This window comes from Caballeronia zhejiangensis (genome assembly GCF_000698575.1).
Lineage (GTDB): Bacteria > Pseudomonadota > Gammaproteobacteria > Burkholderiales > Burkholderiaceae > Caballeronia > Caballeronia zhejiangensis.
This window is the reverse complement of the sequence record NZ_JFHD01000001.1, coordinates 31924-54011: the sequence shown is the minus strand read 5'-3', so window position 1 is coordinate 54011 and position 22088 is coordinate 31924. Positions and strand designations below refer to the sequence as shown.

General features: G+C 63.7%; 22 protein-coding genes. 12 read left to right on the top strand and 10 right to left on the bottom strand.

Annotated features, from left to right (window positions below; all coding sequences use genetic code 11):
• The first annotated feature begins 116 nt into the window (after window positions 1–116).
• The 3 genes from BG60_RS00270 to BG60_RS00260 all read left to right on the top strand — a co-directional run bounded on the left by BG60_RS00270 (window position 117) and on the right by BG60_RS00260 (window position 2956).
• Window positions 117–971: a sulfite exporter TauE/SafE family protein gene (locus tag BG60_RS00270; protein WP_008345977.1), complete on the top strand. Its 855-nt coding sequence runs from the start codon at window positions 117–119 to the stop codon at window positions 969–971.
• Between the two features lie 145 nt (window positions 972–1116).
• The gene (locus BG60_RS39440) at window positions 1117–1254 is read left to right on the top strand and encodes a hypothetical protein (RefSeq protein WP_235366310.1); all 138 of its coding nucleotides are present in this window, start codon (window positions 1117–1119) and stop codon (window positions 1252–1254) included.
• A gap of 88 nt (window positions 1255–1342) precedes the next feature.
• The gene (locus BG60_RS00260) at window positions 1343–2956 is read left to right on the top strand and encodes an FAD-dependent monooxygenase (RefSeq protein WP_008345973.1); all 1614 of its coding nucleotides are present in this window, start codon (window positions 1343–1345) and stop codon (window positions 2954–2956) included.
• Here BG60_RS00260 and BG60_RS00255 read toward each other — a convergent pair.
• Window positions 2953–3777 (bottom strand): class I SAM-dependent methyltransferase, encoded by an 825-nt coding sequence (locus BG60_RS00255; protein ID WP_034470057.1) that lies wholly within the window; start codon window positions 3775–3777, stop codon window positions 2953–2955. The two genes, BG60_RS00260 and BG60_RS00255, sit on opposite strands and share 4 nt — an antisense overlap.
• Before the next feature lie 160 nt (window positions 3778–3937).
• On the opposite strand from BG60_RS00255, the gene BG60_RS00250 reads away from it, so the two are divergent.
• Window positions 3938–4684 (top strand): glucose 1-dehydrogenase, encoded by a 747-nt coding sequence (locus BG60_RS00250; protein ID WP_008345970.1) that lies wholly within the window; start codon window positions 3938–3940, stop codon window positions 4682–4684.
• Between the two features lie 98 nt (window positions 4685–4782).
• Window positions 4783–5415, top strand: a complete 633-nt coding sequence (locus BG60_RS00245; protein ID WP_008345968.1) for a LysE family translocator — start codon at window positions 4783–4785, stop codon at window positions 5413–5415.
• A 5-nt stretch (window positions 5416–5420) separates the two neighbouring features.
• Here the strand turns inward: BG60_RS00245 and BG60_RS00240 are convergent, their stop codons facing one another.
• Entirely contained in the window at window positions 5421–5675 is a 255-nt protein-coding gene (locus BG60_RS00240; RefSeq protein ID WP_144403779.1) for a hypothetical protein, read from the bottom strand.
• A gap of 268 nt (window positions 5676–5943) precedes the next feature.
• Between BG60_RS00240 and BG60_RS00235 the strand changes: the two genes are divergently transcribed.
• The 6 genes from BG60_RS00235 (at window position 5944) to BG60_RS00210 (ending at window position 13088) form a co-directional block, all read left to right on the top strand.
• Window positions 5944–6186 carry a DUF6723 family protein gene (locus tag BG60_RS00235; RefSeq protein WP_033536913.1) on the top strand — a complete coding sequence of 81 codons (243 nt, stop codon included), beginning with the start codon at window positions 5944–5946 and terminating at the stop codon, window positions 6184–6186.
• Between the two features lie 67 nt (window positions 6187–6253).
• Window positions 6254–6481, top strand: a complete 228-nt coding sequence (locus tag BG60_RS00230) for a hypothetical protein (RefSeq protein WP_034470053.1) — start codon at window positions 6254–6256, stop codon at window positions 6479–6481.
• A gap of 189 nt (window positions 6482–6670) precedes the next feature.
• Window positions 6671–7330 carry a recombinase family protein gene (locus BG60_RS00225; protein WP_051078960.1) on the top strand — a complete coding sequence of 220 codons (660 nt, stop codon included), beginning with the start codon at window positions 6671–6673 and terminating at the stop codon, window positions 7328–7330.
• Window positions 7331–7606: 276 nt separating this feature from the next.
• Window positions 7607–11770, top strand: coding sequence for a CheR family methyltransferase (locus BG60_RS00220; RefSeq protein WP_008345961.1), 4164 nt, complete (start codon window positions 7607–7609; stop codon window positions 11768–11770).
• Window positions 11771–11820: 50 nt separating this feature from the next.
• Window positions 11821–12825, top strand: coding sequence for a chemotaxis protein CheB (locus BG60_RS00215; RefSeq protein ID WP_008345959.1), 1005 nt, complete (start codon window positions 11821–11823; stop codon window positions 12823–12825).
• Window positions 12826–12851: 26 nt separating this feature from the next.
• Complete coding sequence (locus BG60_RS00210) at window positions 12852–13088, top strand: hypothetical protein (protein ID WP_008345957.1); 237 nt, start codon at window positions 12852–12854, stop codon at window positions 13086–13088.
• On the opposite strand, the gene BG60_RS37795 is transcribed toward BG60_RS00210, so the two are convergent.
• From BG60_RS37795 to coxB, 8 genes are all read right to left on the bottom strand, one after another.
• On the bottom strand, window positions 13042–13383 hold the full coding sequence (locus BG60_RS37795) for a hypothetical protein (protein ID WP_081851799.1): 342 nt from the start codon (window positions 13381–13383) through the stop codon (window positions 13042–13044). The genes BG60_RS00210 and BG60_RS37795 overlap by 47 nt on opposite strands.
• A 100-nt stretch (window positions 13384–13483) precedes the next feature.
• Complete coding sequence (locus tag BG60_RS00205) at window positions 13484–14359, bottom strand: glucose 1-dehydrogenase (RefSeq protein ID WP_008345956.1); 876 nt, start codon at window positions 14357–14359, stop codon at window positions 13484–13486.
• Window positions 14360–14580: 221 nt separating this feature from the next.
• A complete protein-coding gene (locus BG60_RS00200) occupies window positions 14581–14805 on the bottom strand; it encodes a hypothetical protein (RefSeq protein WP_008345955.1) in 225 nt (74 codons plus the stop codon).
• A gap of 104 nt (window positions 14806–14909) precedes the next feature.
• Complete coding sequence (locus BG60_RS00195; protein ID WP_034470050.1) at window positions 14910–16232, bottom strand: c-type cytochrome; 1323 nt, start codon at window positions 16230–16232, stop codon at window positions 14910–14912.
• Window positions 16217–16654 carry a hypothetical protein gene (locus BG60_RS00190; protein ID WP_008345953.1) on the bottom strand — a complete coding sequence of 146 codons (438 nt, stop codon included), beginning with the start codon at window positions 16652–16654 and terminating at the stop codon, window positions 16217–16219. Before BG60_RS00190 ends, BG60_RS00195 begins: the two co-directional genes overlap by 16 nt.
• A 1-nt stretch (window position 16655) precedes the next feature.
• The gene (locus tag BG60_RS00185; protein ID WP_008345952.1) at window positions 16656–17270 is read right to left on the bottom strand and encodes a cytochrome c oxidase subunit 3; all 615 of its coding nucleotides are present in this window, start codon (window positions 17268–17270) and stop codon (window positions 16656–16658) included.
• Window positions 17267–19252: a cytochrome c oxidase subunit I gene (gene ctaD / locus BG60_RS00180; protein WP_008345951.1), complete on the bottom strand. Its 1986-nt coding sequence runs from the start codon at window positions 19250–19252 to the stop codon at window positions 17267–17269. The genes BG60_RS00185 and ctaD overlap by 4 nt, the downstream gene beginning before the upstream one ends.
• Window positions 19249–20226, bottom strand: coding sequence for a cytochrome c oxidase subunit II (gene coxB / locus BG60_RS00175; protein ID WP_008345950.1), 978 nt, complete (start codon window positions 20224–20226; stop codon window positions 19249–19251). Before coxB ends, ctaD begins: the two co-directional genes overlap by 4 nt.
• Window positions 20227–20834: 608 nt before the next feature.
• Between coxB and BG60_RS00165 the strand changes: the two genes are divergently transcribed.
• Window positions 20835–22088: a hypothetical protein gene (locus BG60_RS00165; RefSeq protein ID WP_241484840.1), complete on the top strand. Its 1254-nt coding sequence runs from the start codon at window positions 20835–20837 to the stop codon at window positions 22086–22088.

The window sequence follows — 22088 nt, the reverse complement described above, 5'->3', positions numbered from 1 at the left end:
GTCGTTGTCGTCGTGCAATGGGCAATCATAGCGCGAGACCACGCATCGTCGGCTTTTGCCGCTCGTCATAACATGTTATATTGGTTTCTTGGCGATACCTCACCGATGCTTTGACGATGAGTTTCGAAGCCACATTCTGGCTCTTTTGCACGGGCCTGGGCGCGAGCGCGGCGGGCGGCATGCTGGGCATGGCGAGCGGCCTGTTCATCGTGCCCATCCTGACGATGTTCTTCCATATCGACATGCACGCCGCCATCGGCACGAGCATCGTGTCGGTGATCGCGTGTTCCTGCGGCGGCGCGGCCGCGTTTCTGCGCGGCGGTCTGACGAACGTGCGGCTCGCCGTCGTACTCGAAACCGGCACGACGCTCGGCGCGCTGACGGGCGTGTTCGTCGCGGGCTTCGTACCGGTGGCCGCGCTCGATTTCCTCTTCGCGGGCGTGCTGCTGGTGTCGGCGTGGCAGATGTTCATCCGCCGCGAAGATCCGGCGGGCACGTCGGGGCCGATTCCATCGAACGGACTCGCCGCCGCGCTCGGCCTTCATTCCAGCTATCCCGACAGAACCTTGCGTCGCGACATCCCTTACGAAGTGCGCCGCGTGCCCGTCGGCCTCACGTTGATGTACGCGGCAGGACTCGTTTCCGCGCTGCTCGGCATCGGCAGCGGCATCCTGAAGATTCCGGCGATGGACAACGCATTGCGTCTGCCGATCAAGGTATCGACGGGGACGTCGAACTTCATGATCGGCGTCACGGCCGCCGCGAGCGCGAGCGCGTATTTTCTGCGCGGGGAGATCGTGAGCGCGATCGCGGGACCGGTCGCGCTCGGCTCGGTGATCGGCGCGATCGCGGGCGCGCGCGTGCTGATGAAAGTGCGCGGCGAGCGCCTGCGCCTGCTGTTTCTGTCGATGCTGCTGCTCGTCGCCTGTCAGATGTTCATGCAAGGCATCGGTATCGATCTGCTGCGATGAAAGACCTCACGCCGAAAACGCTCGATCGCCTGCTCGCCGGTTTTCTACGTGCGGCACGTGGGCCGCGTGCGCGCTGATCGGCGCGGGTCTCTTCGCCGGCACGAAACTTCTGACGGCGGGCGTCGCGCTCTTCATCTTGCTGCCGGTGCTGCGCGTCGTGCTGATGCTCGCCGTGTTCGCGCGGCAACGCGATTTCCTCTACGCGACGATCGCCGCGACCGTGCTTCTCGTGATCGCGGCGGGCTGCGCGATCGGCATGCGTCTCGGGCCGCTCGCCGGTTGATGCACATCGCCACGAGCGCGCATCCAGCGGTTATTCTCCCTGACGGCAGTCGATGACATTCGCCGGTTTCCTCAGGAGAAAACGCATCATGTTCGATTCGACCGATGTGCTGATCGCCGGTGCGGGGCCCGTCGGCCTCATGCTGGCTGCCGAACTGCGCCGCGATGGCGTGAACGTGCGCATCATCGATGCACACGACGAGCGCGCGTTTTTCGTGAAGGCGCTGGGCGTCACGGCGCGCACGCTTGAGATTTTCGAGGATATCGGCATCGCGCGCGACGCGATCGATGCGGGCGTGTGGCTGACCGGCGCCGACACGTATCAGGACGGCGCGCCCGCGTTCAGCGCCGAAGTGCCGCGCGCCGGGCTGCCGTACGGCGCGCTCTCGCTCGCGCAGTTCGAGACGGAACGCATTCTCGAAGCGGCGCTCGCGCGCAACGGCGGGCACGTCGAATACGGGGCGACGCTCATCGATTTCAGCGAATCGGCCGATGCCATCGACGCATGCGTACAGGACGCATGTGGCGAGAGCCGCACGGTTCGATGCCGCTGGCTCGTCGGCTGCGACGGCGCGCGCAGCACGGTGCGTCGTCATCTGAACGTCGCGTTCGAAGGAGATCAGTATCCGCAGACCTTCATGCTCGCCGATGTCGATGTCGACTGGAATCTGCCGCGCGGAAGGATGTATCGCTTCAATGTGTCGGGTGAGGACAGGGCCGCATCGACGACGCTCGCCGCGTTGCCGGTGCGCGGTTCGGTGCATCGCTATCGTCTGTCGATGGTCCTGCTTCCCGACGATGCCGCCAGACACGCGCCGAACGCCACGCCCGCTTTTGACGAGATCGAGCGCATCATGCTGCCGGTCCTGCCGAAGGGCACGCGGCTTTCGTCGATGCGCTGGTCGTCGGTGTATCGCGTGAGTTACCGGATCGCGCAGCAGTATTCGCGCGGCCGCGTGTTTCTCGCAGGCGATGCGGCGCATATTCATCCGCCCGTCGGCGGGCAGGGCATGAACACGGGCTTGCAGGACGTCCACAATCTCGCGTGGAAACTCACGCTCGCGTCGCGCGGTCTCGCGAGTCAGACGCTGCTCGACAGTTACGAAGCGGAGCGGCGGCCAGTCGGGCTCGATGTCGTCGAATCGACGAGCCGCGCGCTGAACACGGTTCTCGCGCACGGCGAGATCAAGCCCGCGATGCGCGAGACGCAATTGCTGGTGAGTTATCGCGGCAGCAGCTCGATAGTTGCAGACGAAACCATCGACATGACGCCCGAATTGCCCGCGCCCGGCGATCGTGCACCGCAAGCCGGCGGTCTCGTGGAGGCGTTCATCGGTCATGCGCAGCGCTTGCACGATCATCTCGGACGCGGACGTCACACGCTCATCGGCTATATCGATGACGATGCCGATGGCGCACGCGTCGCCGCGTTCGCTGCAACGGTCGATGCGTGGCGCGCCGCACTCGGCACGGCGGCGAGCGCGGTGCTGATCGTGTCGCCGGACGTTGCGAAGGCGGCGTCGTTCGTGCCTGCGTGTGAAGCGTATCGGACGTTGAGCGACGAAGCGCGCGAATTCGCCGATGCCTTCGGCGCGAAGAACGGCATGGCGTGGGTCGTGCGGCCGGACGGACATATCGGTTGTAGAAGCGCGCGTTGCTCGCCGGATGCGTTGATTGCATGGCTCGGACGCGTGCTCGGTTAGCGCCGGATTTCGATGACGTGCGCCTGAATCTTCCCGTCCGGATAGTCGGAGCCGAAGCGCGCGGCGATGGCTTGCGCGCATATCGATGTCGCTTCGTCCAGACTCGCGCCCGCACGCGATTCGATCTCGTTGCGCAACGGTGTGCCTTGGCAATAGGCGAGCGCGACCTCTTGCGCCGACGATGCGCGGCTGCGTCGCGTGACGGTTTCGAAACGCGGCATCGCGTCGAAGCCCGCCGATGCGAGATCGCGTGAAATCGCTCCGCGATCGAAGTAGCCGTGCGGCGTGCGCTTCATGAAAAGCGGCGGATCATCGGGAAAGAGATGGCCGAGTGCATCGGTGATCGTATTGGCAAACGCGTTCTCTTCGATGCGATCCCATATGTTAAAGAGCAGCGCGCCGCCCGGCCGCAGCACGCGACGCGCTTCTGCGAAAGCCGCGGGCTTGTCGGGAAAGAACATCGCGCCGAACTGACAGACGACGATATCGAAGCTTGCATCGTCGAAAGGCAACTGCAACGCGTTCGCCTGCCGCCATGTCACGGTGCGTCCGATGGGCGTCGTCGCGGCGCGATCGAGCATCGCCTGATTCAAATCGGTCGCGACGATATCGACATGAGCGGGCAATGCAAGCGCCATCGCGCGCGTGACGGCGCCGGTGCCCGCTGCCGTTTCCAGCACGCGCGATGGAGCGAGCGCCGCCGCGCGCGCTGCAAGATCTTCGGCGTAGGGCGCAAAGAGCATCAGCACGAGAAGCCGCTCGTAAAGCTCGGGAATCTGACCGGCGAACTGAACGTCCGTGCGAGGCATAGTCGTATTCATGCGCCGTCTCCGATCGATTATTCGCGTGAGGCCTCAAGTCTTTTCACTCTACGCTGCTTTATCGCCTTGGCGGAGATGGCTACATTTCATCCTGTCGCGCCGCTCTTGCAAAACGCAACGGCGCATCCGGGCATTAAATAACCTCTTCAAGGATTCCATCATGAGCAAACTCGCAGGCAAGGTCGCGGTCGTCACGGGCGCATCGAAAGGTATCGGAGCCGGGATTGCAAAGGCGCTCGCGGCAGAAGGCGCGTCGGTCGTCGTCAATTATGCGAGCAGCAAGGCGGGCGCGGATGCAGTCGTCGCGGAGATCACGGCATCGAACGGCAAGGCGATCGCCGTGGGCGGCGACGTGTCGAAAGCGGCCGATGCGCAGGGCATCGTGAATGCGGCGATCGAGACCTACGGACGCCTCGATATCCTCGTGAACAACTCGGGCGTCTATGAATTCGCCGCGCTCGAAGAGATCACCGAAGAGCACTTTCATAGACAGTTCAATATCAACGTCCTCGGCACGCTGCTGACGACGCAAGCCGCCGCGAAACACCTCGGCGAAGGCGCGAGCATCATCAACGTGAGTTCGGTCGTGACGCGTATCACGCCGCCGACGAGCGCGGTCTACAGCGGCACCAAAGGCGCCGTCGATGCGATCACGGGCGTGCTCGCACGCGAGCTGGGCGCGCGCAAGATTCGCGTGAACTCGATCAATCCGGGTGTCGTCGTGACCGAAGGCACGCATAGCGCGGGCATCATCGATTCCGACTTCGACAAGGCCGCGCTCGCGCAAACGCCGCTCGGACGTCTCGGTCAGCCGGACGATATCGCATCGATCGCGGTGTTCCTCGCATCCGACGACGCGCGCTGGATGACCGGCGAAAGTCTCATTGCAAGCGGCGGCATGCGTTAAACACGAAGTGTATCGACGGGCGACGCCGGTTCCGTATCTGGCGTCGTGGAAAACCGCGCGGCAGAATGCATCGACATTATTTCCGCCGGAGTCCGTCGATGCCTCATACGCCGCAACTGTTCGCTTTCGCCCTGGTCGCGCTCGGCATGGCGCTCACGCCAGGGCCGAACATGGTCTATCTGATCTCGCGCTCGATCTGTCAGGGCCGCAGCGCAGGACTCATCTCGCTCGGCGGCGTCGCGCTCGGCTTCGTGGTCTACATGCTATTCGCGGCGTTCGGCATCACCGCGCTCCTCATCGCAATCCCCTTCGCCTATGACGCGTTGCGCTTCGGCGGCGCGCTCTATCTGCTCTATCTCGCGTGGCAGGCCGTGAAGCCCGGCGGACGCTCGCCGTTTCAGGTGCGCGATCTGCCGATCGACAGCCCGCGCAAGCTCTTCACGATGGGCTTCGTCACCAACCTGCTGAATCCGAAGATCGCGGTGCTGTATCTGTCGCTGTTGCCGCAGTTCATCGATCCTTCGCACGGCGGCGTGCTCGGCCAGTCGCTCGTGCTCGGCGTCGTGCAGATCATCCTCAGCATCACCGTCAATTCGATCGTCGCGATGACCGCCGGAACCATCGCGCTCTTTCTCGCGCGCAAGCCCGCATGGCTGCTGTTCCAACGCTGGCTGATGGGCACCGTGCTCGCCGGCCTCGCGTTGAGAATGGCGACCGAAGCGCGCCGCTGATCCTTTCAGCCGGGATGATCCGTATACACGCGTCCGAGCAGGTCGTCGTATTCGTCGCGACGCGCGGCGACGATCGCCCGCAGCATCCGGATGAACGCGTTGCCATCCTCGAAGTGCTGCACGAGCACGCGCGCCGTGCGCAGCGATATGAATTCGGTCATGGGTCGCGACGGCTCGTCGTCGATCCTGAAGCTGAAGCGATGCACCTCCACGGACGATACTTCCGACGGTACTTCGTGGGAGAGGATGGTGGCCCGCATTTGCGCTTCCTTCATCGTTCTTGTTATCGGTCTCGGGCATCGGGACTTCGCACGGTTTATGCGCAAGTCGCCCGGTTTTCGGGTCTTGGCATGCAGCAATGGACATGCCGTCGACCCCCTTCGCAACAGCGGCGCGAAGGGATGCGTTAAGTACACGATGAGCGCATGTGCGGTGTCCCACAATGAATCATCGACATGAGAAGCGGTGATTCCAGTGAATCAATCGAGCGGCCGACGCCCTAAGCTGGTCCTGTATCCGACGCGCACGATGACGCCTACGCCCGGAACCAGCGAGGACGACTTTCAAATTTACGCCTCGTACCGGGGCAGCAGCGCAAGCGGTTTTTTCGGCACGCTCAAGGTCGTGCGCAAAACCGACGGCAAGCTGCTGTTTCCATTCGACGGCGCCGACAGCATCGGTCCGTTTCCGTCGAAGGCGGCCGCGGTCGCCGCCGCGCTCGACCGAGGCGACGAGCTCGTGAAGGCCGACCTGGCGCGCCCGGAGTTGTGAACGTACGGTCGTGCCGCCTAAAGGGATTACTTTCGTACGATATTTGATTATGGTGAGAGGGCACGCCATGAACCAGCCTCAGGTCACCTATCGCGGCTTCGTCATCATGCCGATGGCCGCATTCGACGGCGGTCTCTACGCCGCGATGACGATCATCTCCGACACCGGAGGGCTCCAGCGCGCGACGGGCGTGCTTGGACATTTCGCGTCCGTCGAGGAAGCCCGTGCGTTCGCGCTCGTCGCGGGCAAGGACGAGGTGGACCGCCGTCTGTGGCATTCCGCAGCCGCCGCCTGAAACGATCGTTCGCATCGTTTCGAAACAAGTCGAGCGGGATCCCGCTCGTTCCTTCGACTGCGTCCGAAAGTCCGAAAATAACGGGTTTCGTACCTTGAACGCGCGTTTCGGACTGTCATACTGCAGGCATCCGTGCGTCTGTCCGTTATGGCTCGCGCACGATCTTTGCACCGGAAAAAGGCCGAACCGATGGCAACCGTCGTATACGTTTTCGAGGAAAGCAGAGGTGTACCGACCCACGAGCGCGACTTGCTGGAGATAGACTCCGCGGGTTTTCTCGTCGATATGAGCGCGGTCTTCGTCGAGCGCTGCAGCTGCACGATCGCCGCGGCTGCGCGCCCCGCGTTCCAGCGCGCGTTGCGACGGCTGCAGGCGGGCGACACGATGATCACGACGAGACTCTGGTGTCTCGGCAACAGCGTGCAGGACGTCGTCGCGACGATCGGCCTGCTGGAGCGGCGCGGCATCGCCACGATCTGTCTCGCGTACGGCAAGAGCGATCTGTGCTCGAAGGAAGGTCTCGCGTTCGTTGAGACGCTGCGGCTCGCGGAAGAGCTCGAACGCGTCACGCGCCGCAGCCGCGCGCGCGAGGCGGCGAGCGCCGCCAAGGAGCGTGGCGTCGCGCAGGGCCGCCCGAGTTCGCTTTCTGAAGCGCAGCAACGTCAGGCGATGCTCGGTCTCGACGCCGGCCTCACCGTGACCGAGATCGCCCGCTCGCTCAACACGTCGCGGCAGACCATCATGCGCTTGCGCAACGCGCACGCCGCTCCGCCGCAAGAGCGCGCGGTGCATGCGGTCATCGAGGCTCCGGACGGACCCGAGCCGCTCGCCGCCAACGACGCGAAGTAGCGCGACGCACGGTTCGTCTCCGGGCGACGTTTCTCTCCCTGCGTGTCCTGACGCAGCGGCCGGTTTTATGCTTCCATGTCTGACGACGCGTGCCAAACGCGTCGAATTGAAACCCGCGCGCCGAATGGTCGCGTTGCGTACACTACAATCGATGCCTCAAGAGGCGCGACGCGCGTCCCGCGCCGCGTTTTCATTACAACGACATGGCTCACGAGTGAACTCAAACAATATGCGCGGTGATCGGAAACAAGGGATGAACCCGGAGGATTCGGAGACATGACCAGCAGTCGATCGAAGGCGGCGGCATCCGAGAACTTCGAACCCTTGCCTTTCGCCGTAGTCGGCATGGGCGCGTCCGCGGGCGGCATCGAAGCATTGCTCAATTTCTTCGATAACGCGCCGGCCGAAATGGACATGGCGTTCGTGGTCATCGTGCATTTGCCGGCGGATCGCCTGAGCCGCGCCGATGAAGTCCTGCAACGCGTGACGGACATGCCGGTCAAGCAGGTCTCCGCGACCACGGCCATCGAGAAGAATCATATCTATATCAACGCGCCCGACAAGCATCTGGAAATGTCGGAGGGTCATCTTCGTGCGGTGGATCGCGCCGCCAACGGCGCGCCCACGACCATCGACCACTTTTTCGCCACGCTCGCCTCGGCGCACGGCACGCGTTCGATCGGCATCGTGATGTCCGGCTCGGGCTCCGATGGCGCGGCGGGACTCTCGCGCATCAAGGAGATGGGCGGCATCACCGTCGCGCAGAAACCGGAAGACGCGCATTTCGCCGAAATGCCGCAACACGCGATCACCACGCGCCAGGTCGATTTCATCCTGCCGGCGGCGGAGATGCCCGAGAAGCTGCTGGATCTCTGGAACAACGCCAAGAAAATCCACCTGCCGATCGCCGAGGCCAACGAAGCGGCCGAGAAGGAAACGCCGCCCACGGCGGGCAGCGCCGAGCGCGCGCTGGGCGATATCCTCATGCAGCTGCGCGTTCGCACCGGACACGATTTCCGTCATTACAAGCGCGCGACCATCCTGCGGCGCATCGAGCGGCGCATGCAGGTGAACGGGCTGCGCGATATCGGCGCATACCGCGATCATCTGCGCTCGAATCCGGACGAGACCACGTCGCTGCTCGCCGACATGCTGATCGGCGTGACGCAGTTCTTTCGCGATCGCGAGGCGTTCGACGCGCTGCGGCGCGATGTCGTGCCGCAGTTGCTCGACGCGACCAAGGGCGAGTCGCAGATACGCGTGTGGGTGCCCGGCTGCTCGACCGGCGAGGAAGCCTATTCGCTCGCGATCATGCTCGCGCAGGCACGCGAAACCGCCGGTTTCGAGGCGACCTATCAGATCTTCGCCACCGATATCGACGAGCCCGCCATCGCGCAGGCGCGCAGCGGCTCCTATCTCGGCTCGATCGCGACCGATATCTCGTCTGAGCTTTTGCGCCGCTATTTCAAGCACGAAGGCGGACGCTACCAGATCGTCAAATCGGTGCGCGAGCGCATTCTGTTCGCCGCGCACAGCCTGCTGCGCGATCCGCCGTTTTCGCATCTCGATCTGATCTCCTGCCGCAACGTGCTGATCTATCTCGATCGCGCGGTGCAGCGGCAAGTGCTCGAGCTCTTTCACTTCGCGCTGCGGGCGGGCGGTTATCTCTTTCTCGGCACGGCCGAATCCGCCGATACCGCCGACGATCTTTTCACCATCGTGGACAAGAAGAGCCGCATCTATCGCGCGCGCACCGTGCTGAACCGCGTGAAGCCGCCGGTCTCGTTTCCTTCGCTCGGCCCCACGAACATCGGGCCGCGCGAAGAGCTGATGACGACCGCCGCGCCGGTGAGCATGGCCGCCGGGCCCGAAACGCCGGAGCGCCGCAGCTTCTCCTTCGCGGCGCTGCATCAGCGCGTGCTGGAAGAATATGCGCCGCCTAGCGTCGTTGTCGATCGCGATTCGAACATCGTGCATCTGTCCACGACGGCCGGGCGATTCCTGCGGCACGGCGGCGGCGAATTGTCCTCAAACATCATGGCGCTCGTGCTGCCCGAGTTGCGGCTCGACCTGCGCACGACGCTCTTTCGCGCGCATCAGACGGGCGGCAGCGTCGAGGCGCGGCGCGTCAAGCTGACTCAGGACGGCCGCGCCGTCTGGGTCAACATGACGGTGCGTCCATTTCATGACACCGGCGTGAACGCCGACTTTTTCCTCGTATTGTTCGACGAGGTGCAAGAGCACATGGCCGACGAAGGACTGCCCGAGCAACGCGGCCAGGATCCGCTCTTGTTGCAACTGGAACGCGAACTGCAGCACACGCGCGAGCAACTCGCGACGACGATCGAGCAGCATGAGACGACCGTCGAGGAACTGAAGGCGTCGAACGAGGAATTGCAGGCGATCAACGAAGAGCTGCGCTCGGCGACCGAAGAGCTCGAAAGCAGCAAGGAAGAACTGCAATCGGTGAACGAGGAACTGACCACGGTCAACGCCGAATTGCAGGCGCGCGTCGAGGACACGGCGAAGGCGAACGACGACCTGCAGAACATCATCGCGGCGACGGAAATCGCCACGGTGTTCGTCGACAAGCAGATTCGCGTCAAGCGCTTTACGACGAGCGCGACGCGCGTGTTCAAGCTGATCGACGTCGATATCGGCCGCTCGCTCTTCGACATCACGCATTCGCTGCGCTATTCCTCGCTCGCGGACGACGTGAAGCAGGCTTTCGATACGCTCAAGCTCATCGAGCGCGAAGTCGAGAGCCACGACGGCAAATGGTATCTGATGCGCCTCTTGCCGTACCGCACGGCCGATGACCGCATCGACGGCGCGGTGCTCACGCTCATCGACGTCACGGCGCGGCATGTGGCCGAAGAGACGGCGCGCATCGGCGAAGAGCGTCTGCGGCTCGTCGCGCAATCGACCGCCGACTACGCGATCATCGTGCAGGATCCGAACGGCACGATCGTCACCTGGAACGCGGGCGCGGAGCGCATCTTCGGCTTCTCGGAGAAGGAAGTCGTCGGGAGGAACATCTCGCTCATCTACTCGCCCGAAGACCGCGCGGCGAACGTGCCGGCGAACGAGCGCGAACTCGCGGAACGCGACGGACGCGCCGACGACGAACGCTGGCACATCACGCGCGACGAACGCCGCGTGTATTGCAGCGGCGTGGTGACGCCGATCTCCGATCCGTCGTTCACGGGTTACGCGAAGATCGCGCGCGATCTGACCGAGCGCAAAATGCGCGAGGACGCCAACCGCGAAGCGCTCGCGCACGAGCACGCCGAGCGCGAGAAGGCGTCGCTGTCGAACCAGTTGAAGGACGACTTCATCGCGATGCTGTCGCACGAACTCAAGCATCCGCTGAATCTCATCGGCATGAAGGCGGAAATCCTGCCGCGCCTGCCGGAAACGCGCGGTATCGAAGTGGTGCAGGAAACCGCCGATTCGATCCGCCGCGCGGTGCGCGGGCAGGCGCAGATCATCGACGATCTGCTGGATCTTTCGCGCGTTCGCACCGGCAAGCTCGCGCTGAGCATCGCGCCGGTGGATGTCGCGGGCGTACTCGCGCGCATCGCGGATGTCGCCGAAACGGAAGCCGTGCAACGTGGAATCGCGCTGCTCGCGAGCAATCGCGCGGAGCCGATCTACGCATTCGCCGATTCTGTGCGTTGCGAGCAGATTCTCTGGAACCTCGTTTCCAATGCGCTGAAGTTCACGGATCGCGGCGGTTCCGTCGATCTGCGGATCGCGCGCGACGGCGGCATGGTGCGTATCGATGTCGTGGATACCGGGCAGGGCATCGAGGCGTCCGCGCTGCCGCATATCTTCGACATGTACCGGCAAGGCGGGCGCAATCCGACATCGTCCGGGCTCGGCATCGGCCTTGCACTCGCGAAGCAGCTCGTCGACATGCACGGCGGGCGCATCGAGGCGCGTTCCGATGGCCTCGGCCGCGGCACGACGGTCTCGGTCTGGCTGCCCGCCGCCGCGACGCAACAGGCCGTGCCGCCGCGCAGCGAGGACCGCGCGCGGCCCGTCAGCGGCGCGCGCCTTTTGCTCGTCGACAACGACGTCGAAGCGACCGCATCGTTCGCCGCGCTGCTCGAGCTCGAGCAGGCGTCGGTGCAGATCGCATCGAGCGCCGAGCAGGGTCTCGAACTGCTCGGCAAGGGTTCCGTGGATGCGGTGATATCGGATATCCAGTTGCCCGGCATCGACGGCTACACGTTCATCAGGCGCGTGCGCGCAGACACGACGCTCGCGGATGTGAAGGCGATCGCACTGACGGGGTTCGGCCGCGACGAGGATAAGCGCGCGGCCCGTCAGGCGGGCTTCGACGCGCATCTGACCAAGCCGGTTGATTTTTCGGAGCTGCTTCATACACTCGATGTATTGCTCGAGCCGGGGCGCGAGAAGGAGCGCGGCGGCTGAAGCACCGGCGCCGGTCCGCCGATTGCTTCCCAGATCAGACAGGAGGCGCTATGGCTGAACGGGACATCGTGGTGATCGGTGCATCGAGAGGCGGTTTTCAGGGACTTAGGGCGCTCGTTAGCGCGCTTCCCGCCGATCTTCCGGCTGCGGTGTTCGTCGTGCTGCATATCGGCCGTCACGCCAGCATGCTGCCGGACCTGCTCACGAGTTGGGGACGGTTGATCGCGCGTTATGCAACGCATGGCGAAAAGGTCGAACATGGAACCATCCGTGTAGCGCCGCCGGACCGGCATCTCGTGTTGTCGAAAGGGCGCGTGTGGCTCAGCGAGGGTGCGAAGGAAAACTTCTCGCGGCCCGCCGCCGATCCGCTGTTTCGCAGTGCCGCGATGGAATACGGGGCGCGTGTCGTCGGCGTCGTGATGAGCGGCGATCTCGACGATGGCGCCGCCGGTCTCGCCAACATCCGCGCCCAACGCGGTTTCGCCATCGTGCAGAATCCGGACGATTGCGAAGCGCCGAGCATGCCGCGTGCCGCACTCGAATCGTGCGGCGCCGACTTGCTGTGTGTCGAGCGCGAACTCTCGCGGTGCATTCAGGCGGCGGTGCACGGGATGTCGTCCGACGAAGCTTCCGAGGGAGCGCAGATGAACAAGAACGTGTTCGAGAAAGAGGCTCGCCTCGCAGCCAGCCGCCTGTCGGATATCGATTCGCTCGACGAAGTCGGCGAGCGGTCGGCGCTGACATGTCCCGATTGCGGCGGCGCGCTGTGGCGCATCAAGGACGATCATCCGATGCGCTATCGCTGCCATACCGGACATGCGTTCACCGGGCTGTCGCTGGAGGAGGGCATCGAAGCGCGTTCGGAGACGGCGATCTGGTCGGCCATGCGCGCGGTGCACGAGCGCGTCATCTTTGCGAAAGAGCGGCAGCGCTGGGCGGAGCGGTCGGGCAATGAAGATCAGATAAAAATCGAGCAGGCGCGCATCGACGAAGCGGAACGTCTCGTCGAATTGTTGCGCGAAGCGGTGCAGACAGCATCTTCATCCGCGAACTGACGAACTGACGGGAAACGGAGGATCGAATGGATCTCGAAGCGGAGAGCCTGGCGCTTGTCCAGGCTGATCGCGATATCAACGAAGGCAAGGAACGCATCGAGCGTCAGCGCAAGATCATCGAGCAACTGCGCTCCGGCGGACACGACACGACGGATGCGGTCAGGCTGCTCAGCACGCTCGAAGACACGCTGACGGCCATGATGCAGCATCGCTCGCTCATTGTGGCTCGCATCGCGCAGTGGAAGAGCGGGATCTTAACGTAGGACGTGCTCCGCGCGGGGTCTGCCGGCGGCGATGCAGCGTGCCGACGCCGCGAAACGCGCGTGCGGCGATGCACTCGCGCATACGCGCCATGACGAGCGAATTGAGGCTGGGCGAGCGTGCCGCGCGTGCCTTGCGTCGCGGCTCCCTGGATAGCGAAGCGTGCGCGTCGTGAGCGAATTTTTGCAGCGCATCCGCCGATCCGCTGACGCTCATGTACGCCTGCTGTCCGATCCTGCCGTCGAGCAGAACGGTCATTCCGGATTCACGGGCCAGCTTCAACATGTCGGATTGCATGATTGTTCGGGCTCATCGCCCGCTCTTGTCATTGGCTTCGCGCGGGTTTGCGCGAAGCCTTTCATGCTTTCAATACAGCATTCGCTGTGCCCCGGCCGCGCTAAATAATCGGCTTGCCGCCCGTTACCGCGATGGTCGCGCCCGATATGTAGCTCGCCTCGTCCGATGCCAGCATCACATAAGGCGCCGCGAGTTCCGCAGGCTGTCCGGGGCGCTTCATCGGCACCTGCTTGCCGAAGTTCTCGACGCTCGAAGGCGGCATCGTCGATGGAATCAGCGGCGTCCAGATCGGCCCCGGCGCCACGCAGTTCGCGCGTATGCCGCGCTCGGCCAGCAGTTGCGCAAGCCCGCCCGTGAAGTTCTGGATCGCGCCCTTCGTGCTCGCATACGCGATCAGTCCGGGATTCGGCGCATCGGCATTGACGGACGTCGTGTTGACGATCGAACTGCCTTCTTTCATATGCGCGAGCGCGGCCTTCGTGATGCGGAACATCGCGCCGATATTCGTCGAATAGGTCTTGTCCCATTCGTCGTCGCTGATGTCTTCGAGCTTGTCGTAAGTCGCCTGATACGCCGCGTTGTTCACGAGCACGTCGATGCGCCCGAACGTTTTGGCCGTCTTCGCGACGATCTGCTTGCAATGCTCGCGATCCGTGATATCGCCGGGCAGAAGCAGCGCGCGGCGTCCGGCTTTCTCGACCCAGCGCTTCGTTTCCTCGGCGTCGTCATGCTCGTTGAGATAGGAGATGGCGACGTCCGCGCCTTCGCGCGCATAGGCGATCGCCACCGCGCGGCCGATGCCGCTGTCCGCGCCCGTGATGAGCGCGACTTTGCCGGCGAGCCGGTTGCTGCCCTTGTAGCTCGATTCGCCGTGATCGGGCGGCGGGTCCATCGGGCCGGTGAGTCCCGGGCGATTGTCCTGCTGTTGCGCCGGCATCGGCGGGCGTGGGTATCCGCTATCGGTGGCATTGCTCATGTCGTGCTCCTTACGCTGCCGCTTCAAGAACGACCGTGGCCCGGCTTTCCCTGAGGGCGCCTGTACGAGCGGCGCTGCGCGCTCTTTCATTGACGAGTGTTTTCATTCACGACTCCGGTGCTGGTTAGAAAGACGACCGCATGCGCGGTCATGCGGTCGTGTCAGCATCGAGCGTTCCAGGAATCGAAACACGGCGTGCGGAATCCGCGCGGAAATGGCGATCAGTGGTCCGCTTCGTCGACTTCCTTGACCACGGTCTTGCGAAGCTGATCGAGCGCGCGCAGGCTGGTGATGAGATTGCGCAACAGGCTTTCCGAGTCGTCGGTGTTCCATCCGCACTGTCGGAGCGATTCGAGGCGTTCCGTCTGCTCGACGATGCGCCGCCCGCAATTCTCGATATGCAGGTCAAGACGCGCGAGTTCCTCTAAAGCTTTGGTGTTGGCCATGGCGGACGTTCGCGTAGTAGGAAATTTTGTCCAGTCAACCATGGTACAACGCGCCGCGAATCGCCGATGCGGCGCAGTGAATCGGTCACTTTCGCTTCGTCAATTCAAGGTTGCGCGCGCTTCGAGACCGCATCGCGCATGCTGCGCACGTCGCGCGTCGTGACAGGCGAAGCATCGTTGCCCCATGCCGAGCGGACGAAGGTCAGCACGCGGGCGATTTCCGTATCGGTGAGCTTGTCGGCGAACGCGGGCATCTTCTTCGGCTGCGGCCCATGTTCCGTGGATGGCGCGTTGCCGCCCTGCAGCACCATCCGCACGAGCGAATCGGGCTTCTCCGACAGCACGGCCGGATTGCCCGCAAGCCGCGGATACTTGAACGCTTCACCCGCGCCGTCGCTCTTGTGACAGCGCGCGCATGCGCTTTGATAGAGACCCGCGCCGGGACGCTCGTCGTCGCCGGTGCGCAATGCGGCCACGCTCTGTTGCGCCGCGCGCGAGCGCGCATCGTAGGTGCCGCCGTTTCCGTTCGCCGGCAGGCTCTTCAGATAGGACGCGATCGCGAGCAGATCCTGATCGTCGAGATATTGCGTGCTGTCTTCGACCACCTGCACCATGCTGCCGAAGGTGGCGAGACCCGCGCCGTGCCCCGTCTTGAGAAACGCGGCGATGTCGTCGGGTGCAATGCGGCCCAGTCCCGCGCCCGATACGCCGGTCAGGTTCGGCGCGTACCAGTGATCGTTGGTGCCGCCCGTGAGATACGTCCGCGACGATTCGGTATAGCCGCGTTCGTTATAGGCAGGTCCGCGCGGCGTATGGCACGCGCCGCAGTGCCCGAGCGATTGCACGAGATAGGCGCCGCGATTCCATTGCGCTTCGCGCTTCGGATCGGGCGTGAACGGTTCCGTCGGCCTGAAGGCGAGATTCCAGAAGACGAGCGCCCAGCGCTGGCTGAACGGAAACGGCAGATGCGTTTCGGGCGCGGCTTGCGCGACGGGTTCCACGCCGTGCATGAAATACGCATAGAGCGCGCGCATGTCGCCGTCGCTGACCTTCGAGAACGATGGATAAGGCATCGCCGGATAAAGATGCTTGCCGCCCGGCGCGACGCCTTCACGCAACGCGCGCGCGAAGTCCTCGTAGCTATAACGCCCGATGCCATGTTGCGGGTCCGGCGTGATGTTACTCGACCAGATCGTGCCGAAGGGCGAGCCCATCGGCAGGCCGCCCGCGAACGGATGCGGCTGCGGTTTGCCGGGCGCGGGCGGCGCGGTATGACAGCCGGCGCAATCGGCGGCCTTCGCGAGATACGCGCCGCGCGTGACGAGATCGGGCGTCTGTCCGCGAGCGAGCGGCATCGATGCGATCAGCGTGAAAGCGCAGAAGAGCGCGCGGCGTCCGAACGTCGTCACGATCAGCGTCCTCCACATGGCGACACGAGCAGCCACGCGAGATCCGTCGCGATCAGCGCGAACACGAAGAGCGCGCTCGCGAGCGCCCCCGCCCGCGCGATGAACGCATCGCGGGCCGCATGTCTGTCGATCGTTCCATGCTCTTTCAGCGTCGATGCAAGCTCGCCCGTACGCCGCCAGTTGCGCCACGCGACGACGCCGCCCGCGACGCCCAGCAGCAACGCGACCAGCGCCAGCAGCACGATGCCGTGCTCGAGCCAAGGCATCGCGGGCGCGTTCACCGGACGCTCATGCGGGAAGCAGCCCCACGCGGCGATGGTCTGCGCGAGCGTCGTCTGCGTCATCCACGCGGCGGGTGCGAGCAGGAGACCGATCGCGAGCGCCATGCCGCCCGGACGCACGGGATGCCGCTTTTCGTCGATGGGCGATGCGTCGTTCATTTCATTTCGCCAGCACGTAGGGCGACAGATACAGCGTCGCGAAGATGAAGAGCCATACGACATCGACGAAATGCCAATACAAGCCGCCGATGGTCAGCGCCGCCGAACGCGCCCGGTCGAAGTAGCCGAGCGCGGTCCATAGCAGCAGGAACGCGAGCACGACGAGGCCGACGAGCACATGCATCATGTGAAAGCCGGTGATCGTGAAGTAGAGCGAGCCGTAGAGATGCGTCGTCAGGCCGTAGGGATGATCGGCCCATTCCTTGAGTTGTATGCCGACGAAGATCGCCCCGAGCGCAAGCGCGATAGCGAGCATCAGCACGCCCATGCCGCGTTTTCCGCGCCGCACGAAGCGCTCGCTTGCCCATACGAACACGCTGCTCGACAACAAAATGCAGGTGTTCGCAATGCCGAGGCCGAGCTTCGGCATGCCTTCGGGCGGCCAGTGTTGTGTCGTCTGCGAAGCGAGATACAGATACGAGAAGATCAGATAGCCGAAGAGCGCCGCTTCGGTCGCGACGAGCGTGAGACATCCCCACCATCCGCCCGAGCGTTCGCCCGGACTGCCGATGGGCAGACGCGCGCGTTCGGGCAACGCTTCCGCGAAATCGCTCATGGTGTCGCTCCGGTTTCGTGCGGCTCGGGCGTATCGTCGCGCTGGCCGAGTTCGCGGCGCGGCCACAACCATACGACGATGGCCGCGCCGCATCCGATCAACCCGAGCGCCGCGAGCCACCATGCGGTCAATGCGAGGCCCGAGAAGAACACCAGCGACGCGACGCCGAGCCAGAAAGGCGCATACGAGTCTTCCGGCATCTTGAGAATGACGTCGGGATCGCCGTCGAGCGCGGTGGTGCCGAGCGCCTCGCGTCCCTTGTCGAGGATGTAGCCTTCGTCGAGCCGCGAACGCATCTTGCCGGAAATGCGTTCCTCCCATAGCGGATGACGGCTCGCGATGCGCGGCGCGATCGCGAAGTTATACGGCGGCGGCGGCGATGAAGTCGCCCATTCGAGCGTGGGCGCATCCCAGGGGTTATCGCCCGCAACGGGACCGCGCCGCAGGCTGTACACGAAGTCCCACATGAAGATCAGCACGCCGAACGCGAACAGGAACGCGCCGATCGACGTAATCATGTTGACCGTGTTCCAGCCCATGTCGGGCGCGTACGTATAGATGCGTCGCGGCATGCCGAGCAAGCCCGCGATGTGCATCGGAAAGAACGCGATATTGAAGCCCGTGAACAGAATCCAGAAGCCGATGCGCCCGATCCTCTCGCTCATCATGCGCCCGGTGAATTTCGGGAACCAGAAGTAGATGCCGCCGATAACGGGAAACACGTTGATGCCGAGCAGCACGTAATGCAGATGCGCGACGACGAAATAGGTATCCGTGAGTTGCCAGTCGAAAGGCACCGCTGCGGTGAGCACGCCCGACAATCCGCCGATCACGAAGAGAAACACGAAGCCCGCGAAATACAGAAAAGGCACGCGAAACACGGGACGTCCCGTCCATATCGTCGCGATCCATGCGAACGTCGCGACCGCGCTCGGTATCGCGATCACCATGCTCGCCGCGCCGAAGAACGACAGCGCGAGCGCGGGAATGCCCGTCGCGAACATGTGATGGATCCATACGACGAAGCCGATGACCATCGTCGCGACAGTCGACAGCGCGACCGGCAGATAGCCGACCAGCGGCCTGCGGCAGAAGACCGGGAGCGCATCGGAGACGATGCCCATCGCGGGCAGCACCACGGCATACACCCACGGATGCGCGAAGATCCAGAAGAGATGCTGCCAGAGCAGCGCGCGGCCGCCGTTGACGACGTCGAAGAAATGCGTGCCGATGCGCCGGTCGAGCCACAACAGAAAGAACGCGAGACTCACCGATGGCACTGCAAGCAGGTTGCCGCCCGATGCGGTGAGCGTGCCCCACACGAGCACCGGCACGCGATCGAGCGACATGCCCGGCGCGCGCATGCGCAGGAACGTGACCACGAAGTTCATCGAGCCGACTGTCGTCGAGATGCCGAGCAGCACCATGCCGAGCGCATAGACATCGATGTTGGGACCGGTGTTGTAAGTGAGACCGGCAAGCGGCGCATAGTTGAACCAGCCGGCGTTGGGCGCTTCGCCGAACGGAAAGCTCGCATACAGAAAGAGTCCGGCGAAAAGAAAGATCCAGTACGACAGCGCATTCAGGCGCGGAAACGCCATGTCGCGCGCGCCGAGTATCAGCGGCCACAGATAGTTGGAGAAGCCGGAGAGCACGGGCAACGCGTAAAGGAAGATCATCGTCACGCCGTGCATCGTGAAGAGCTGGTTGTATTGCTCGGGCGTGAGCAGCGTCGAGTCCGGGCGCGCAAGCTGCACGCGCATGATGAGCGCCTCGATGCCGCCCGCGATCAGAAACGCAAACGCGGTGAGGAGATAGCGCAAGCCGATGCTTTTATGATCGACGGTCGAAAGCCAGCCGCGCCATCCCGGTGGCGTTTCCCATGTCTCGCGCAGCTTGCGTTCTTCGGCGCTGCCGGGTTCGATGCGGCCGATCGCGAGCGTGCGTTGCAGCGGCGGCGGGGACGTGGCGTGTTCGGTCATTGCAGTGTCCGAAGATAAGCGGAGAGCGCGGCGGCTTCGGCCGCTGTGAGCGCGATCGATGGCATCAGCGAATCCGGTTTGATGCGCTGTGCATGGCGTATCCAGTCGAGTTGATTCGATTCGGTGTTCGGCAACGTGCCGGCGGCGATGAGCCTGCGCGAATTCAGATGCGTGAGATCGGGCGCTTGCGTGCCGTTCGCATCGCTGCCGCGCACGGCGTGACAGCCCGCGCAGCGATCGAGAAAGAGTCGCTGCCCGGCGCTCGCGGTGGCGTCGGCGGCATGCGGGCGCGCTTGCGCCGCGTACCACGCATCGAATTGGGCACGCGGTTCCGCGATCACTTCGAAGGCCATATGCGCGTGTTGCGCGCCGCAAAACTGCGAGCATTGCCCGCGATACACGCCCGCGCGATCCGCCTGAATCCATTGCTCGTTGACGACACCCGGTATCGTCTGAGTCTTGCCCGCGAGACGCGGCACCCAGAACGCATGAATGACATCGGCGCTGCGCAATTCGATTTTCACAGGCTCGCCGACCGGTATGTGAATCTCGTTGGCCGTGGTCACGCCCGCATAGTCGATCTTCCACCACCAGTCGTAGGCCGTGACCGCGATGGTCAGCGCGGGCTCCTTTCTCGGCGACGCGACCGATTCGAGCGTCACCAGCACATAGGCGAGCGCGACGAAAAGCGCGACCGACGAGATGCCCGTGCCGATCCAGACCCAGCGCATGCCGCCGCCTTCGCCCTGCACGTGCGATGCATCGCGCTTCGTGGGCGGCGGACGCTTGCGGATGATCGCGCCGACGAGCAATACGCTCACGATCAGCGCGACGGCGACGGCCAGTGCCGCGAGCGCCCAGCCGAGACGCATCGTCGGCGTGGCGGCGGGACCGTCGGCGTGGAGGAAGTAATTGAGCGGCGCGTCGGCGCGCGCGCTCGCGTGACAAACGAATGCGGCGAGAAAAGCGATCATGGCGCGGGTGCTCCGGCTGGCACAATGGATCGCTTTGTGCGTAGCAGGCATCCGCATGTATCTCCTTGAAAGATTGGCTCGCAGTGAGGTTCCGGCACGCCAGACGGGCGCGCGGGGCTTCGTTCCCCGAGCAATCCACGATCCCAACGATAGCCTTACGGCGCAACGCATGTAATGCGCTTTATTTCGCGAAGCGTTTTCATCAGTCCAATGGATCTTATCGATTCGATAAGTATTCTTCGCCGATTCACTCGCAATGCTTGAATAAGCGCGCACCGACGTTATGATGTACTAACGTATTTGCGACATGCATGTCCATGCATGTTCGTGTCTTTCGATGGTTTCCGATTCTCCTTCGCGCGCTCGATTGAAACGCAGCCCGAAGGCCCTTTGTTGCGTCCGGCGATTGCCACGCTCGCGCCATCGCGTTTGCGCGCATCGGTCAGTGGGGCGTCGTCTTATCTCTCGTATCGAAGCGGGGCCGCGTTCGTCATTCGTCGAACGCGGCTGTGCCTGTTCGCGCTCGCATTTCGCCGCGCGACGCGGGCGTTTCAATTCCGGCAATGAACCGGCCGCTCGATATTCATTTTGAATATTCCGAACGCGCCATGAAAGCCATTACTTTCATTCGATCCGTTGCTCATATCTTCAAATCGCGGCGCATTATTTCAGCGGGGCGGCTTTCGATATGGCCGGGTTTCGCGATCGCGCTTCTGTTGGCCGCATGCGGCGGCGGTGGCGGCGGTGAAACTGGCGGCGCGAGCACGACCGGTGGCGCGCAATCGAGTCCTTCGGGTGCATCGAGTCCCATAGCGGCGTCGAGCCCTTCGGACGGCGGAGCGTCGGCGCCTGCGGTTGCATCGGCGCCAGCGGTTGCATCGGCGCCGTCGGCGGCGAGCAGCCCCGGCGGCACGAGCAGCACCGCAAAGCCTGTGATTGCGCCTGCGGGCAGCGTGTTTTATGGCATGAACGGTCATGCCAACTGGGTCGGTCCATATCAGACGTCGACGCCGGAGCAACAAGCCGCGCAACTGAAAGACCTCAACATGACGATGTACCGCAACGACATTTCCAACGTAACCGGCGCGAAAAATCTCGCGAAGTTCGCGAAGATCATGGCGCAATCCGGCGTGATGGTTTATCCGGTGATCCTGCAAGACCTCAACTTCGCCGATGAGAATTCGGCTTATCAGGCGAGCTTCACGCTCGCTCAGCAAATCGTCAGCGTGCAGCAATATGCCTATTACGAAGTCACCAACGAACTTGCACCGACATGTCTCGTCGGTGCGGTCGACGGCGTGAATCCGGCCGATTACCACAACGATTGTTATCGGATCGCGCGCGGCGTGATCCGCGGGTTGATCGCGGGCATCAAGTCGGTGGATGCTGTCGGCAAGATCATCATCGGCGGCAATACGTGGATGCACCTCGGCCTCGATACGATGCTCGCCAACGGCACGCAACCCGACGGCACGAGCGGACATCCCATCGTGACGTGGGACATCACCGCGTGGCACTGGTACTCGGAGCAGGGCGATATCACGCACGCATGCGGAATCCGCTGCTACAACGTAGTCGGCACGCTGCTGTCGTTCGGCAAGCCGATCTGGATCAACGAAGTGGGCATGCGTCCGGACTTTCCCGGCACCGTCGATCAGGCGGCCACTTACATGGCCAACGACATGATGGGCAGGCTTCTCGCAATCGCGCCGCAATACAACATTCAGTCGATACAGGTCTACGAGCTTTACGACGATCCGCCCACCGGTCAGGGCCCTTACGGCATCATGCTCAACGACGGCGTGACGAAGAAACCCGTCTATACCGCGCTCAATAATTTCATTGCGGCGAATCCGCGTTGA

Excerpts from the sequence above, each read along its gene's own strand:
- BG60_RS00260 (WP_008345973.1), top strand. The coding sequence starts at position 1,343 with ATGTTCGATTCGACCGATGTGCTGATCGCCGGTGCGGGGCCCGTCGGC.
- BG60_RS00255 (WP_034470057.1), bottom strand. The coding sequence starts at position 3,777 with ATGAATACGACTATGCCTCGCACGGACGTTCAGTTCGCCGGTCAGATT.
- BG60_RS00240 (WP_144403779.1), bottom strand. The coding sequence starts at position 5,675 with ATGCGGGCCACCATCCTCTCCCACGAAGTACCGTCGGAAGTATCGTCC.
- ctaD (WP_008345951.1), bottom strand. The coding sequence starts at position 19,252 with ATGACCGAACACGCCACGTCCCCGCCGCCGCTGCAACGCACGCTCGCG.
- BG60_RS00210 (WP_008345957.1), top strand. The coding sequence starts at position 12,852 with ATGGATCTCGAAGCGGAGAGCCTGGCGCTTGTCCAGGCTGATCGCGAT.
- coxB (WP_008345950.1), bottom strand. The coding sequence starts at position 20,226 with ATGATCGCTTTTCTCGCCGCATTCGTTTGTCACGCGAGCGCGCGCGCC.
- BG60_RS00200 (WP_008345955.1), bottom strand. The coding sequence starts at position 14,805 with ATGGCCAACACCAAAGCTTTAGAGGAACTCGCGCGTCTTGACCTGCAT.
- BG60_RS00225 (WP_051078960.1), top strand. The coding sequence starts at position 6,671 with ATGGCAACCGTCGTATACGTTTTCGAGGAAAGCAGAGGTGTACCGACC.
- BG60_RS00205 (WP_008345956.1), bottom strand. The coding sequence starts at position 14,359 with ATGAGCAATGCCACCGATAGCGGATACCCACGCCCGCCGATGCCGGCG.
- BG60_RS37795 (WP_081851799.1), bottom strand. The coding sequence starts at position 13,383 with ATGCAATCCGACATGTTGAAGCTGGCCCGTGAATCCGGAATGACCGTT.
- BG60_RS00165 (WP_241484840.1), top strand. The coding sequence starts at position 20,835 with ATGAAAGCCATTACTTTCATTCGATCCGTTGCTCATATCTTCAAATCG.
- BG60_RS00230 (WP_034470053.1), top strand. The coding sequence starts at position 6,254 with ATGAACCAGCCTCAGGTCACCTATCGCGGCTTCGTCATCATGCCGATG.
- BG60_RS00235 (WP_033536913.1), top strand. The coding sequence starts at position 5,944 with ATGACGCCTACGCCCGGAACCAGCGAGGACGACTTTCAAATTTACGCC.
- BG60_RS00250 (WP_008345970.1), top strand. The coding sequence starts at position 3,938 with ATGAGCAAACTCGCAGGCAAGGTCGCGGTCGTCACGGGCGCATCGAAA.
- BG60_RS00190 (WP_008345953.1), bottom strand. The coding sequence starts at position 16,654 with ATGAACGACGCATCGCCCATCGACGAAAAGCGGCATCCCGTGCGTCCG.
- BG60_RS00270 (WP_008345977.1), top strand. The coding sequence starts at position 117 with ATGAGTTTCGAAGCCACATTCTGGCTCTTTTGCACGGGCCTGGGCGCG.
- BG60_RS00220 (WP_008345961.1), top strand. The coding sequence starts at position 7,607 with ATGACCAGCAGTCGATCGAAGGCGGCGGCATCCGAGAACTTCGAACCC.
- BG60_RS00185 (WP_008345952.1), bottom strand. The coding sequence starts at position 17,270 with ATGAGCGATTTCGCGGAAGCGTTGCCCGAACGCGCGCGTCTGCCCATC.
- BG60_RS00215 (WP_008345959.1), top strand. The coding sequence starts at position 11,821 with ATGGCTGAACGGGACATCGTGGTGATCGGTGCATCGAGAGGCGGTTTT.
- BG60_RS00245 (WP_008345968.1), top strand. The coding sequence starts at position 4,783 with ATGCCTCATACGCCGCAACTGTTCGCTTTCGCCCTGGTCGCGCTCGGC.
- BG60_RS00195 (WP_034470050.1), bottom strand. The coding sequence starts at position 16,232 with ATGTGGAGGACGCTGATCGTGACGACGTTCGGACGCCGCGCGCTCTTC.